Genomic DNA, 16,273 nt, shown 5'->3' with positions numbered 1-16,273 from the left:
ATAGTCGCGCCAATCCTTCGTTTGTCATGGGTAAGGGTCTGTGTGCCCAGCCCCCTCTTGTTCACTTTCCGGGAAGTATTTATGACCGACCCCAAGCGCGGCGCCTTCAACGGTTTGCTCGCATTGCTCAGGCCCTTTCGCGCCATCGTGACCGTCTCCGTCGCCCTGGGCATGGCCGGCGGCCTGGCCATCACGCTGTTGCTGGCGACCATCAATAATGCCCTGCACTCGTCCACCGGGATGACGCAGGGGGTGATTCTGACGTTTGCGGCGTTGTGTGTGCTGGCGCTCACCAGTTCGATCGTCTCCGATATCGGTACCAACTATGTGGGCCAGCGGATCATCGCCGCCCTGCGCAAGGACCTGGGTGAAAAGGTGCTGTCGGCGCCCATCGAGCAGATCGAACAGTATCGCTCCCACCGTCTGATCCCGGTGCTGACCCACGATGTCGACACCATCAGCGACTTCTCCTTCGCGTTCACGCCCTTGGCCATTGCCGCCACGGTGACGCTGGGCTGCCTGGGCTACCTGGCGTACCTGTCGGTGCCGATGTTCCTGATGATGGTCGTCGCCATCGTGATTGGCAGCGCCGTGCAGTTCATCGCCGGCGGCAAAGGTATCCAAGGCTTCGACCTTGCACGCAGCCATGAAGACGAATTGCAGCGTTATTACAACGCCATCGCGTCCGGCGCCAAGGAACTGCGCATGCATCGGCCACGGCGCTTTCGCATGAACACCCACCGTATCCAGGAAACGGCGGATCGCATCAGCGATATCCAGGTGCGTTCGGTCAACATCTACATCCTCGCCAAGACCTTCGGCTCGATGCTGTTCTTCGTGGTCATCGGCCTGGCCCTGGCGATGCAGGCCTATAACCCGAACCCGGACCCGGCCGTGATCACCGGCTTCGTGCTGGTGCTGTTGTACATGAAAGGCCCGCTGGAACACCTGCTGGGTTACCTGCCCGTGGTGGGCAAGGCGAAGATTGCCTTCGGGCGTATCAGCGAGTTGTCGGAGCGCTTCTCCTCTCCTGAACCGCACCTGCTGATGGATGACAGCGAGGCGCCGACACCGATCGTCAACAGCCTTGAACTGCGAAACGTGAGCTACAGCCCTCCGGCCGTGGAAGGCAGCGAACCGTTTCACCTGGGGCCGATCAACCTGAGCATTGCCCAAGGCGACATCGTATTTATCGTCGGCGAAAACGGCAGTGGCAAGACCACGCTGATCAAATTGCTGCTGGGGCTCTACCCGCCGCAGTCCGGTGAAATCCTGCTCAACGGCAAGGCCGTGACCGACCCCGAGCGCGATGACTATCGCCAATTGTTCACCACGGTATTCGCCGACTACTACCTGTTCGACGACCTGGTCCAGGGCAGCGCCACCCAGTCACTGGACAGCGCCACTAAATACCTGGAACGCCTGGAGATCGCGCACAAGGTCAGCGTCAAGGACGGTGTGTTCAGCACCACAGACCTGTCCACCGGCCAGCGCAAGCGTCTGGCACTGGTCAACGCCTGGCTGGAAGAACGCCCAGTGCTGGTGTTCGACGAATGGGCCGCCGACCAGGACCCGGCCTTCCGCCGGATTTTCTATACCGAGCTGCTGCCGGACCTCAAGCGCCTGGGCAAAACCATCATTGTGATCAGCCATGACGACCGCTACTTCGACATCGCCGATCAGCTGGTACGGCTGCGCGCCGGCCAGGTAGTGCATGAAATGGAGCCTGCATGAAATTTTCTTTTCCGGTTTTCCGAAGTAGGAACGTCTCACTAGTGGTAATGAGAACTAACCTCAATAAACATTAAAATCTGCCCACTTAAAATATAGAAGAGAAACCATCCATGTCAGCACGACTCGGTCTCAGCCCACTGAGCAAAGCGCTAACCAGGGCCCTGAACATCAACCTCCTGCCGAGCGCGCTTGCCCTAGCGGTATCGCTGCCGGTTGCCGGCTATGTGCAGGCACAGGAGATCGAGTTGGATATTCCAGCACAGGCACTGGGGAGTGCACTGCAGGAATTCGGCCGCCAGGCCAACCTGCAGGTGCTGTACAGCCCGACCGACGTGGCGGGAAAAAACAGCACGGCGATCAAAGGCAAATTGGATCCGCAGCAGGCGATCAACACCATGCTGGCAGGCACTTCGACCACCCATAGCCTCAGTGGCAACGCGCTGACCGTTACCGCCGCCGGCGCGTCCGCCGGGCTGGAATTGAGTCCGACCCAAGTGACCGGCAACGTGCTGGGCAACATCACCGAGGGCTCCGGCTCCTACACGCCGGGCACCATTGCCACGGCCACGCGGCTGACCCTGACCCCGCGGGAAACCCCGCAGTCGATCACGGTGATTACCCGCCAACATATCGAGGACTTCGGTCTCAACAACGTCGATGACGTCATGCGCCACACGCCTGGCATCACCGTATCGGCCTATGACACCGACCGTACCAACTATTACTCGCGTGGGTTCCCGGTCAACAGTTTCCAGTACGACGGTATTCCGTCCACCGTGCGCAACGTCGGCTACTCGGCGGGGAACACCCTCAGCGACATGGCGATCTACGACCGCGTCGAAGTGCTCAAGGGTGCCACCGGCCTGCTCAACGGCGCCGGCTCCCTGGGCGCGACCATCAACTTGATCCGCAAGAAGCCGACGTCGGAATTCAAGGGCCATGTGCAATTGGGCGCCGGCTCCTGGGACAACTATCGCAGCGAAGTGGATGTGAGCGGTCCGTTGACCGATAGCGGCAATGTCCGGGGCCGTGCAGTGGCGGCGTACCAGGACAAAAAGTCCTTCATGGACCATTACTCGCGCAAGACCGAAACCTACTACGGCATTACCGAGTTTGACCTGTCCCCCGACACCATGTTGACCGTCGGATTCGACTATCAGGACAACATTCCGAAAGGCTCCAGCTGGTCCGGTTCGTTCCCGTTGGTCAACTCCAACGGCAGCATCAACAAGATGCCACGCTCCTACAACAACGGCGCCACCTGGAGCTCCTGGGAACAGAACACCCGCACCGCCTTTGCCATGCTTGAGCATGATATGGGTGACGGCTGGGTCACCAAATTCCAGCTCGACCACAAGATCAACAGCTACCATGCTGACCTTGGTTCGATCCAGTTTGTCCAGCCGGCAGCCGATGGCACCGCCGAGGTCAACGGTCAGAAATACACCGGCGAAACCAAAAGCACCTCCGCCGACCTCTACGCCACCGGGCCTTTCAGCCTGTTTGGCCGCGAACATGAACTGGTGGTGGGCGGCTCGATCGGCACGTCGCGCTGGCAAGGCAAGGGGTACTGGTCGCCGGATTGGCCAGGCGGCAACAAAGTCGATTTCTACAACTGGAATGGCCATATCGCCAAGCCGATCTACGGCCCTGTCCAGCAATACATTGACGATACCATCCGGCAGACCGGCTACTACATGACCACACGCTTGAACGTGATGGATGACCTGCACGTGATTCTCGGTGGTCGCGTCGCCAACTACCACGTCACCGGTATCAACCCTTCCTACAAGGAAACCGGCCGGTTCGTGCCGTATGCCGGCGTGATCTACGACCTGAACGACAATTTCTCGGTGTACACCAGCTACACCGATATCTTCCAACCCCAGGAAAGCACGTACAAAGACCGCAACCAGACGTTGCTGGAACCGGACGAAGGCCAAAACTACGAGCTGGGCCTGAAGGGCGAGTTTCTCGACGGTCGCTTGAACACCAGCATTGCCTACTTCGAAGTGCATGAAGACAACCGTGCCATCCCGGACGATGCCTATAACAACCAGACTCCTTCCCCGCAAAACTATGCGTTCAAGAGCTCCAAGGCCGTCACCAAGGGTTACGAAGCAGAAATCTCAGGTGAGCTGGCGCCCGGCTGGCAAGTACAAGGCGGTTACACCCACAAGATCGTGCGGGATGCAGACGACAAGAAAATCTCCACCTTCGAACCTGAGCACCAGGTCAACCTGAACACCACTTACAAACTCAAGGGCGATCTCGACAAGTTCACCATCGGTGGCGGCCTGCGCTGGCAGAGCAAGGGTTGGAATGAAATCTACAACTCGCAGCTCAACACCAACCAGGACATCACCCAGGAGTCCTATTGGCTGGTGGACTTGATGACCCGCTACCAGGTCACCAAGAACCTCTCGGCGACTGTCAACTTCAACAACATCTTCGACAAGTCCTACTACACCAACGTGGGCTTCTATAACTCGGCCGCTTACGGCGAGCCGCGCAACGTGATGTTCAGCACCCGCTGGGACTTCTGATGTGATGCCTTGATTGCCCTGGCGGCGATCAACCAAAAGCCCGATGGAAGCGCTGCTTTCATCGGGCTTTTTTGTATCCCTCCCTCCCCTGTGGCGAGTGAGCTAGCCCCTCGCCACAGGTTCAGTGTTCATCACTTGAGGTGTTATTCCATGGCGGCCACCAGGCTACGGATGAACTCGGCACTGTCGATGATCCCATCGTGATCAGTCTCGATCACCACTGAACGCTCGACCCGCCCCTGAACAAGGGTGCTTGCCATGTGCTGCTCGATCAGTTCCTTGAACTGCCCGGCGCGGCTCATGGACGCCCACCAGCAACTGACCGGGGCCTTGATCGGCTTGAAGTCCGCCGCCGACAGACGCTCACTGAGCGCGCGGTCGACCTCCCAGGAAATCTGCGCCTCATTGCCACGCAGCAACTCGTCCTTGATACCGGTAAAGGCCTCGCCCAGGGTCTGCTCGGCCCAGGCGATAAACCCTTGCCATTGCCCCGCTTCGTCTTGGGCATCGCGCTGACATTGCTGCCAGGCCGCCTGAATCCGCTCGGCAAACGCCGGGAACATCACGCCTAACAAGGCCGCACGCCGCTCGTTCGCCGAGACTTCACGGTCATCCTCGGTGACGACCGCCTGCCAATAAGGCGTGAGCCACTGCGGCGGCGCGGAGTCGATCCAGCCGACAAACTCGACGTCGCGTCCCGCTTGCTCCAGCACGTAGGCGACTTCCATCGCTAGGTTGCCACCCAGCGACCAGCCTGCCAGGCGGAAGGCGCCTTGGGGCTGGGCCAACAGGAGTTGCTCGGCATAATCCTCGACCATGGCTTGCCATTCGGGTACTGCTGCACCGTCTTCGGCCAATGCACGGCAAATCACCCCGAACACCGGACGCTGCTCCCGGAGCGCGAGGGCAATCGCGGTGTAGCAATGCACCGAACCGAAGCTTGGGTGGAACATGAACAACGGTGTGCCTTCTGTCTGGCTGTTGAGCTTGACGATCAACGAGCTGCGCGCGTCGCCCTGCAGGCAGTTGACCTGGCCGCGTACGGTCGGGTTAAGCATCAACTGGCTGACGGACAAGCCGACACCGCTGACTTTACGGATACGCTCCTTGAGCATCAGCACCAGCAAGGAGTGACCGCCCAACTCGAAGAAGTTGTCGTTCAGCCCTACGCGCTCGACACCGAGGACATCACGCCAGATCGCCGCGACTTGCTGCTCGATGGCGCTTTGCGGGGCCTGATAAGCGTCCGTGCCTTGCGCCTCCGGTTTAGGCAACGCCTTGCGATCCAGCTTGCCATTGGGGCTCAGCGGCATCTGTGTCAACACCACCCACTGCGCCGGCACCATGTAGTCCGGCAACTGCGCCGCCAGGTGCATCGCCACCTGTGCTTTCCAATCCTCGCTCGGCGCCTGCAGCACCAGGTAGCCCACCAGGTGCGTGCCGTCCACGGCGAGCACCGCCGCTTCACGCACACACGCATGCTCCAGCAGGCGGGCCTCGATTTCACCCAACTCGATGCGCAAGCCACGCAGCTTGACCTGGTGATCGATGCGCCCGGCGTACTCGATCACCCCATCGTCGCGATAACGCGCCAGGTCCCCGGTGCGATACAAACGGGTGCCACTGCCGAACGGATCGGTCACAAAGCGTTCGGCGGTCAGCCCCGGCCGACGGTGATAACCACGCGCCAGGCCGACGCCGCCGAGATAGAGTTCACCCAACGCGCCAACGGGTGCCGGTTCCAGGTTGCCGTCCAACACGTAGCAGCCCAGGTTGGCAATCGGCCGACCAATCGGCACGGCGTCACCCCCTTCGTCGACGCAGGTCCAGCGGGTCACGTCGATTGCCGCTTCGGTCGGCCCATACAGGTTGTACAAACCGGCACGTGGCAGCTTGGCGAACACCTGTTGCTGGGCATCCACCGGCAACGCTTCACCGCTGCACACAATGCGCTGCAGGCTTTGACACGCGCCGACGCCAGCATCCTGCAAGAAGGCCTGGAGCATGGACGGCACAAAGTGCAACGTAGTGACTTGCTCGGCGTTGATCAGACTCACCAGCCTGGCCGGATCACGATGGTCGCCCGGCGCTGCCACTACCAGGCGCGCACCGGTCATCAGCGGCCAGAAGAACTCCCACACCGACACGTCGAAACTGAACGGCGTCTTCTGCAAGACCGTATCACTGCCGTCCAGGCCATACGCCTGCTGCATCCAGCACAGCCGGTTGGTCAGCGCCGAATGGCGGTTACCCGCACCTTTGGGTTGGCCGGTGGAGCCCGAGGTGTAGATCACATAGGCGAGGTTTTCGCCATCGACGACGACCTGCGGATTCCGCTCGGCGTAGGCCTGCAACCCCTCATCGCCCTGCTTCAGCACCAGGCTGTGCAAGCCCGTTGGAATCGGCAGTTGCTCCAGCAAATGCGCCTGGGTCAACAACAGCTTCACGTCGCTGTCTTGCAGCATGTAGGCCAATCGATCGCGGGGGTATTCCGGGTCCAGCGGCACATAAGCGCCACCTGCCTTAAGTACAGCCAGCAGGCCAACGACCATTTCAATCGAACGCTCAACCGCCAGCCCCACGAGGACATCCGGCCCCACGCCGGCCGCCATCAGGCGATGCGCCAGGCGGTTTGCCCGGCGGTTAAGCGCGGAGTAACTCAACACCTGCCCGGCAAATACCAGCGCCGGTGCGTCCGGCGTGCGCACCACCTGGGCTTCGATCAACTGATGCACCGCGAGGTGCAGCGGGTAGTCCGTGGCCGTGTCGTTCCAGGCATACAGGACCGTTTCGCGCTCGGAACTGGCCAGCGAAGGCAACGTTGCCAGACGCTGGTCGCCGTCCACTGCCAATGCCTGCAACACCTGCTGGAAGTGCTCGGCCAACCGTTGGATATGCGCCGCGCTGAATGCCTGGCGGTCGTAATTGAACTCCAGGCCAAGGGTTTCACCGATGCCCAGCAGGACGGTCAACGGGTAATGAGTTTGCTCCAGGCTGTGGACGGCGCCAAACGTGAGCCCCGAAGGTGCGCCCTGCTCCAGCGCTTCGGACACTGGGTAGTTCTCAAACACCAGAATGCTGTCGAACAGCGCCTCGCCACCCAGCCCGGCCCAACGCTGGATCTCGAACAGCGGCGTATGCTCCTGCTCACGCAAGCGCACGTTCTGAGCCTGGATCTGCTGCAGCCACTGGCTGACCGTCATCTGTGCATCCGGCGTGGCCACCACGGGCAAGGTGTTGATGAACAGACCGACCTGTTGTTCGATACCGCGCAATTGCGCCGGACGGCCTGCCACAGTGGCGCCGAACGCCACGGTGGACTGCCCGGTGTGATGCTGCAAAAGCAGCAGCCAGGCGCTTTGCACCAACGTATTGAGGGTGACTTTACTGCGCTGGGCGAAGGCCTTGAGCTGAGCGGTCTGGCTGGCGTCCAGGTTCAGACGATGCTCGCCGTTGACCGCCAGCGCCTCGCTTTGCGCAGCTTGTAGGCCACGGGCCAGGCGGGTTGGCTCTTGCAGGTTGAGCAGTTGCTCTTTCCAGAATGCCTCGCTGACCGACTTGTCCTGTGCCTGCAGCCAGGCAATGTAATCGCGGTAACGCCCGATGGGCACACGCAGCGGTTCACCGGCATAATGTTGCAACACCTCGCCAAACAACTGCGAACCACTCCAGCCGTCCATCAAGATGTGGTGGTTGGTGTAGATCAAGTGATAACGGGACGCCCCCGTACGGACCACCGTCAGGCTCAGCAACGGCGCCTGTTCCAGCACAAACCCCTGGGCCCGCGCCGACTCGGCCAGGCTATCGAGTGCCACACTGCTGTCAGGACGACCTTGCCAGTCCTGCTCGGCGAACGGCATGTGCATCTGCTTGTAGACCACCTGCAAAGGCTGCTCAAGCTCGGTCTGCCAGAGAAAACCGCTGCGCAGGATCTCATGGCGGTCGACCGCCGCCTGCCAGGCCTGGCGGAAGCGCGGTACATCCAGGCCCTCGACATCGATGCGCATCTGGTTGATGTAGTCACCCGAGCCTTCGCCGTAAAGCGATTGGAACAACATGCCTTGCTGCATCGGCGACAGCGGGTAGACGTCTTCGATATCAGCCACCGTCACCGGCAAGCTGTCCAGTTGCGCCTGGGACAAGCGCGCCAACGGGAAGTCCGAGGGCGTGACACCCCGGTTGACACCACAGTGCTCGATCAACGCCTTGAGTTCCGCCGCGTAGTCATCCGCCAGGCGCTGTACGGTCGCTTCATCGAACATCTGCTGGCTGAAGCTCCAGTTCAACTTCAATTCGCCGGCGTAGACCTGGCCGTTGATTTCCAACCAGTTACCCAGCGGTGCCCCGGCACTCTGCTCGGAACCACTGCCATCACCGGAGGGGACGAACAAGCCTTCTTGTTCGCCGCCGTCAAAACTGCCGTCGAATTGCCCCAGGTAGTTGAAGGTGATGCGTGGGCACGGCAGTTCACTCAGGGCCTGTTGAGCCTCGGCATTCCCCAGGTAACGCAGGGCACCAAAGCCCAGGCCCTTGTCGGGAATCGCGCGCAGTTGCTCCTTGATCTGCTTGAGGGAGCCGGCCAACGAATCGGTCGGCATCAGCTTCACCGGGTAGAGGCTGGTGAACCAGCCGACGGTACGGGTCAGGTCGATCTCGTCGAACAGGTCTTCACGGCCATGGCCTTCCAGGCGAATCAACATCGACGCGTCACCGGTCCAGCGCACAACGACGCGCGCCAGCGCGGTCAGCAACAGGTCATTGATCTGGGTGCGGTAAGCACTGGGGGCGTCCTGCAACAGACGCCGCGTGAAGGCCTGATCCAGATGGGTGGTCACACTCAGCGCATACCGGTTGCTCAAGCTGGCCTTTGGATCGGCCCCCGGCAGGCCGGTGGGGCTGCCTTGCAACTGCGTCTGCCACCAGGCCAGTTCCTGCGCCAGTGCGGCGCTGCGTGCATAGGTTTGCAGACGCTCGGCCCAGGCACGGGTCGCGCTGGTCTTGGCGGGCAACACGACCGTGGCACCTTGGGCAAGCTGACGGTAAGCCGTTTGCAGGTCTTCCAGCAGGATGCGCCAGGACACACCGTCCACCACCAAGTGATGAATCACCAGCAGCAAGCGCTGGGAGCCGTCGGCCAGGTCGACGAGCACTGCACGCAGCAGCGGCCCTTCGCTCAGGTCGAGGCTGCGCTGGGCTTCCTCACCCAGGGCCTCCAACTCTTCGACCGCATTCAAGGTGGTCTGCCACAGGACCTGCTCGGCCTGATGCTGCTGCGGCCCGCGATACGCCGCGCTCCAGCCTGCCGCGCCCTGGACGAATCCGATGCGCAGGGCGTCGTGATGCACGATCAAGGCCTGCAGCGCCGTCACCAGCAGCGGCGCCTGCAACGCCTGGTGTGGCTTTAGCACCACCGACTGGTTCCAGTGGTGACGCTGGGGGATGTCATCGCCAAAAAACGCCTGCTGGACGGGTAGCAACAACAACTCGCCGGTCAATGCCGACTGATCCATCACCACCGCGCCCTCGCCTTCCCGGGCCACGGCCGCCAGGCTCTGGACCGTCTGGTGCTGGAACAGATCCTTGGGCGTGAAGCGCACACCGGCCTGGCGGGCACGGCTGACCACCTGGATCGAGATGATCGAGTCACCACCCAATTCGAAAAAGTTATCGTGCAAACCGACACGTGGCAGACGCAGCACGTCGGACCAGATCGCCGCGATCTTCTGCTCCAGCTCACTCTGTGGCGCCACGTACACCTGCTGCATCTGGCTGACATCCGGGCGCGGCAGCCCCTTGCGGTCGAGCTTGCCATTCGGCGTCAGCGGCATGCGCTCAAGGAACATCAGGTGCGAGGGCGCCATATAGTCCGGCAAACGGGTTTTCAGGGCGCGACGCAAGGCTTCGCGGCAGGTCGACTGCGCCACTGCGTCGTTGACGAGCAAGGGGTCCAGCGGCACCACATAGGCGACCAGTTGCTTGCCGCTCGGCCCTTCCTGGGCCACCACCACGGTTTCGCCGACACTGTCCTGCTCGCGCAGGCGCGCTTCGATCTCGCCCAGTTCAATACGGAAGCCACGGATTTTCACCTGATGGTCGACGCGGCCGAGGTAATCCACCACGCCATCCGGGCGGCCACGGGTCAGGTCGCCGCTGCGATACACACGGCTGCCGGGCTTGCCGAACGGGTCCGGTACGAAGCGCTCGGCGGTCAGGGCCGGACGCTCCAGATAACCCCGCGCTACGCCCTCGCCGCCCAGGTACAACTCACCGGCCACGCCGATAGGTTGCAGGTTGAGTTGTACGTCCAGCACATAGCCGCTGCGATTGCCCAGCAATGTACCGATCGGTGCGTAGACGGCACCGCAGGGATCGCCCTGGCGCGCTTTCCACAGCAAGGGCGTGACCACGGTTTCCGTCGGGCCGTAGCCGTTGAACAGGTAAGTGGGTTTGAGCGCGCGCCAGGCCAGGTCGTAGCTGGCCTGGGCCACGGCATCACCGCCAAAGCAGTACACGCGCACCTTCGGTGGGTTGCCGTCACGCTCGGCATGCTCGGCCAACTGTTGCAGGTACACCGGCGGGAACACCGCCATGGTCACGTTGTGACGGTGCATTTGCTGGTAGGTGTATTCCGGCAGCCACAGGCTGTCATCGCGGATCAACACACTGGCGCCGTTGATCAGCGGGTGCATCCAGCCTTCGTGGGAGCCGTCGAAGGCGAACGACATGAAGTGCAGTTCGCAATCGGCGGGCGAGGTTTCATAACGCTCGCCGGTGGCAATGATATGGGCTACCAGTGGACCGTGGGACACCGCCACGCCTTTGGGCATACCGGTGGAGCCGGAGGTGTAGATCACGTAGGCCAGGTTGTCGCCATCCAGCGCCACCTCGGGTGCGGTGTCGTCGTCAGTGGACCAGGCTTGCGTCTGGTCCACGGCAAGGGCTTCCAGGCCGTCTGGAATCGGTAAGCGCTGTTGCACTGCCGAATGGGTCAACAGCAATCGGGCGCGACTGTCCTGCATCATGTACAGCAGGCGGTCACGCGGGTATTCGATGTCCAGTGGCACGTAGACACCACCGGCTTTCATCACCGCGAGGAACGCCACCATGATCTCGGCGCTGCGCGGCATGGCAATCGCCACGCGCACTTCGGGACCGACACCACGGGCGATCAAGGCATGGGCCAGGCGGTTGGCCTGGCGGTCCAGCTCGCCGTAAGTCAGCTGTTGCTCGCCAAATTTCACCGCCACCGCCTCAGGGGTTTCCCCGGCACGGTCGGCCACCAACTCGTGGACCAGGCGCTTGGCCGAGAAGCCGGCGTCGCTCTGGTTCCACAGTTGAAGAATCTGTTGCCGTTCGGCGTTGTCCAGCAGGTTTAATTGGCTGATATTCTGCCGTGGGTCGGCAACCATGCCTTGCAACAGGTTCTGCCAGTGTCGCGCCATGCGTTGCACGGTACTGGCCTCAAACAGGTCCTGGGCATAGCCGAGCGTCGCCCAGATACCTTCGGTGGATTCCTGGATATCCAGGTCCAAGTCGAAATGCGCCGTCTTGCTTTCCCATTCCAGCCCTTCTACCGAAAGATTCGGCAGTTGCTGCTGAACCTGAGCCTGGCCCACGTCGGTCTGGTGGTTGAACATCACTTGGAACAACGGGTTGTGGCTCAGGCTGCGCTCGGGTTGCAGCGCTTCCACCAGTTGCTCGAAGGGCAGGTCCTGGTGGGCCTGGGCGTCCAGTGCCCGTTGCCGGGCCTGTTGCAACAGTTGCTCGACGCTCATCTGGCCGTGGAGATCGGCCTTGAGCACCTGGGTGTTGACGAAGAAGCCGATCAGACGCTCGGTCTCGCTGCGATTACGGTTGGCGATCGGCACCCCGACACGGATCTCTTCCTGGCCACTGTAGCGATGCAGCAACGTCTGGAACGAGGCCAATAGCAGCATGAACAAGGTCACGTCCTGCTGCTTGGCCAGGGCCTTGAGGCTTTGGGTCAACGCGCCGGGCAGTTCGAATGCCAGGCGCGCGCCACGATGGCTTTGCACAGCCGGACGTGGGTGGTCGAACGGCAACGCCAACACGCTCTGCTCACCGCCTAGCATGTCGCGCCAATACGCCAGTTGACGGGCCTTCTCGCCCGCCTCCATCCAGTTGCGCTGCCATACGGCGTAGTCGGCGTACTGAATCGGCAGCGCCGGCCATTGCAACACCTGTCCCTGGCTGTAGGCCGCATACAGTTGCACCAGCTCTTCAACCATCAGTTGCATCGACCAGCCATCGGACACGATGTGATGCTGCACCAATACCAATACATGTTCATCAGCGGCGATGCGCAGCAACGAAACCCGCAGCAAAGGCCCTTGTTCCAGATTGAAGGGTTGGGCTATTTCGGCCTCGACCCGCGCCTTGAGCTGTGCTTCCTGCACCTCGGCGTGCGCTATCTGCAACGACAGCTGCGGTGAAATGATTTGAACCGCGCGGTCGCGCTCCTGGCGCAAATGAGTGCGCAGGCTTTCATGCCGGGCCAGCAAGGTATCGAAACTGCGTTGCAGTGCACCCAGGTCAAGCTGCCCTTTCAAACGCAAGGCGCTGGGGATGTGGTACGCGGCGCTTTGCGGCTCCAGTTGCCATAAAAACCACTGGCGCTCCTGAGCGTAGGACAGCGGTAACGGCTGGTCCCGCCCTACCGGCAACAGCGCGGGCGCGGTCGGCGCGCCTGGGGCCTGGGTGGTCAGTGCGGCGACAAACCCCTCCAGGCGCGGCTGCTCGAACAGCAATTTGAGCGGCACTTCGCGCTGCAATGCCTGGCGAACGCGCGAGACCACCTGCATGGCCAGCAGCGAATGCCCGCCGAGCTCGAAGAAGTGGTGGGTCAGGCCCACACGCTCGACGCCAAGAATATCGGCCCAGATCGCCGCAACCTGCTGTTGCAGTGGCGTAATCGGTGCCTGCCAGGCCTGTTGCACCGCACTGCCATCGGGTTTGGGCAGCGCCTGGCGGTCAAGCTTGCCGTTGGGGTTCAACGGCATGCGGTCGAGGAAGATCAGGTGCGCAGGCACCATGTAATCGGGCAGTTGCTCACGCAAGGTGGCCTTGAGCGTTTCGCCCGCCGCCGCATGCTCGGCGGCGGACAACGGCTGGGCTGGCACAAGGTAAGCCACCAACTGGTTGTCGGCCGCCAGCAGGAAGGCTTCGCGCACGGCCTTCTGGGCCAACAGCAGCGCTTCGATCTCACCCAACTCGATTCGGAAACCGCGGATTTTGACCTGATGGTCGACGCGACCGACGTATTCGATCACCCCGTCGGCGCGATAACGCGCCAGGTCACCGGTGCGGTAAAGACGCTCGCCCAGGGTGCTGAACGGGTCGGCGACAAAACGCTCAGCGGTCAGGCTCGGGCGTTGCAGGTAATCACGGGCCAAGCCACTGGCACTGGCAATGTACAGCTCACCCACGGCGCCAACCGGCAACAGGTTAAGGTCACGGTCCAACACATACAGGCCACGCCCCGGCAACGCGCGGCCAATCGGGCTGGCAGTGGCGCCAATCACGGCGTTGTCATCGCTGCAATCGAGCACGCTGGACACCACCGTGGCCTCGGTCGGCCCGTACGTATTGAGCAGCCGTACATGCCCCAGCCCCGCGCGCCGCCACAGCACCGGGCCATCCAGCGGCATCGCTTCGCCGCCGATATGCACCTGGCGCAATGCGCCATAGGGCCGTGGCCCCGCTGCCAGGCAATCCTGCAGGAACAGTTTCCAATAGGCGGTGGGCAAGTCGGCCAGGGTGATGCCTTGGTCGATAATCTGCCGGTACAGGTCAGCGCCGTCCCACAACTGCGGCCCGCGCAACACGACCGTCGCGCCCAGGGTCAGGGCCGGGTACAGCTGCTCGACAAAACCATCGAAGTTCAGGGTCGCGAACTGCAGTACGCGGTCGTCCGCGACCAGGCGCGAATACTCGGCCGCGATACCGGCGAATTCGCTCAATGCCGCATGGCTGATGGCAACGCCTTTTGGCTTGCCGGTGGAGCCGGAGGTGTAGATGACATACGCCAGGCTGCGGGGCTCGAACACAGCAGGCGGGTTGTGCTCGGCACACTGCGCCAACTGCGCGTCGGCCACGTCGATGTCCAGCGCCGTCAGATCGGGCAGCAATGGCAAGCGGTCGCGCAGGTGGGATTGGGTCAACACCAGTCGCACACCACTGTCATTGAGCATATGCACCAGGCGTTCACGCGGGTATTCAGGGTCAAGCGGCACGTAGGCACCACCCGCCTTGAGCACGGCCAACAGGCTGACCACCATGGCAAAGGAGCGCTCGACCGCGATCCCCACCAGAACTTCCGGGCCTACGCCCTGGGCGATCAGGTAGTGCGCCAGGCGATTGGCCTGGCGGTTCAGTTCACCGTAGCTGAGCGTTTGCTCATCCAAGGCCAGTGCCTGGCGCGCCGGATGTTCGCGGGCCTGCGCCTCGAACAACTGGTGCACGGCATGCGGTGCGGCGACGGTGGCGGGGGCATTCCAGTCCTTGAGCATCCGCTGTTGTTCGGGTGCATCGAGCATCGACAGCGCGCAAAGACGGCTGCGTGGTGCACTCACTGCCGCCTGGAGCAGGTTCTGCCAATGCTGCGCCAAGCGTTCGATGGTTGCGCTTTCGAACAGGTCGGTGGCGTAGGTCAACGCCGCCCAGAGGCCTTCGGCGGACTCATGGGTGTCCAGGCTCAGGTCGAAATGCGTGGTCTGGCTCTCCCAATCCAGTTCCGCCACCCGCAGGCCAGGCAATTGCTGGCCATCGCGCCCGCCCTGGGCGTCGGTCTGGTGGTTGAACATCACTTGGAACAGCGGGTTATGGCTCAGGCTGCGTTCAGGTTGCAGCGCCACCACCAATTGTTCAAACGGCAAGTCCTGGTGCGCCTGGGCTTCCAGGGCGCGGCGCTTGGCCTGTTGCAGCAGTTCGGCGAAGCTCATCTGCCCGTCAAGGTCGGCCTTGAGCACTTGGGTGTTGACGAAAAAGCCGATCAGCCGCTCGGTTTCCACGCGGTTGCGGTTGGCATTCGGCACGCCGATGCGGATGTCCGACTGGCCGCTGTAGCGAAACAGCAGGGTCTGGAACGAGGCCAGCAACAGCATGAACGGGGTCACGCCTTCTTGCTGGGCCAGGCGCTTGATACCGGACACCAGGTCCGCCGGCAGATGCACCTGCAAGCTGGCGCCGCGATGGCTTTGCTGCGCCGGGCGCGGATGGTCGAGGGGTAATTCCAGCACCGGTTGCTCACCGCCCAGCAGGTCCTGCCAGTAGGCCAATTGACGGGCCTTCTCCCCGGCTTCCATCCAGCTGCGCTGCCACAGCGCGTAGTCGGCGTAGTGGATCGGCAAGCCCGGCAATTGCACATCCTGGCCTTGGCTGTGCGCGGCGTAGAACTGCACCAGCTCCTCGACCATGACCTGCATCGACCAGCCATCGGAAATAATGTGGTGCTGCACCATCACCAGCACATGCTCGTCTTCGGCCAGTTGCAGCAAGGTCACGCGCAACAACGGCCCCGCCTGCAAATCGAAAGGCCGGGCTATCTCGGCTTCGATGCGCGCCATCAATTGGTGTTCGTCGGCAACGTCCTGCTGTATCTCGATGCGCGCCTCGGGCACTACGTTTTGCAGCAGGCGCTCGCCGTCCTGTACCAGGCGTGTGCGCAGGCTTTCATGGCGGGCCAGCAGGCTGTCGAACGCGCGGTGCAGGGCCGCCAGGTCCAGTCGGCCCTGCAGACGTAGTGCGCCGGGAATATGATAAGTAGCGCTGTCCGGGTCCAGTTGCCAGAGAAACCACTGGCGTTCCTGGGCGTAGGACAGCGGCAGGTGTTGGCCGTCCTCGCGGATCGAGGCAATCGGCAGTTGGGCGAAGCTCATGCCGCGGCTTTGCAGGCGCTGGTAAAACTGCTGGCGCTGTTCCAGAGGCAGGCGAAGAAAGCGCGAAACCAGATCGATGTTAGGGTTGGAAAGCAT

The 16,273-nt window shown here is 62.2% G+C and carries 3 protein-coding genes; 2 read left to right on the top strand and 1 reads right to left on the bottom strand.

Features of this window, described 5'->3' with window-relative positions:
* Positions 1-81 precede the first annotated feature (81 nt).
* Together AACY36_RS24845 and AACY36_RS24840 are read left to right on the top strand one after the other, a co-directional pair.
* Positions 82-1,734 (top strand): cyclic peptide export ABC transporter, encoded by a 1,653-nt coding sequence (locus AACY36_RS24845; protein WP_339420396.1) that lies wholly within the window; start codon positions 82-84, stop codon positions 1,732-1,734.
* Positions 1,735-1,844: 110 nt separating this feature from the next.
* The gene (locus tag AACY36_RS24840; protein WP_339420395.1) at positions 1,845-4,280 is read left to right on the top strand and encodes a TonB-dependent siderophore receptor; all 2,436 of its coding nucleotides are present in this window, start codon (positions 1,845-1,847) and stop codon (positions 4,278-4,280) included.
* Between the two features lie 143 nt (positions 4,281-4,423).
* On the opposite strand, the gene AACY36_RS24835 is transcribed toward AACY36_RS24840, so the two are convergent.
* A complete protein-coding gene (locus tag AACY36_RS24835) occupies positions 4,424-16,273 on the bottom strand; it encodes a non-ribosomal peptide synthase/polyketide synthase (protein WP_339497685.1) in 11,850 nt (3,949 codons plus the stop codon).

This window comes from Pseudomonas sp. EA_15y_Pfl1_P101, from assembly GCF_963970835.1.
In the GTDB taxonomy this organism is placed as follows: domain Bacteria; phylum Pseudomonadota; class Gammaproteobacteria; order Pseudomonadales; family Pseudomonadaceae; genus Aquipseudomonas; species Aquipseudomonas tritici.
The sequence above is the reverse complement of the archived record's forward strand: the minus strand, read 5'-3'. Positions and strand labels throughout refer to the sequence as shown.

Excerpts from the sequence above, each read along its gene's own strand:
- AACY36_RS24845 (WP_339420396.1), top strand. The coding sequence starts at position 82 with ATGACCGACCCCAAGCGCGGCGCCTTCAACGGTTTGCTCGCATTGCTC.
- AACY36_RS24840 (WP_339420395.1), top strand. The coding sequence starts at position 1,845 with ATGTCAGCACGACTCGGTCTCAGCCCACTGAGCAAAGCGCTAACCAGG.
- AACY36_RS24835 (WP_339497685.1), bottom strand. The coding sequence starts at position 16,273 with ATGCTTTCCAACCCTAACATCGATCTGGTTTCGCGCTTTCTTCGCCTG.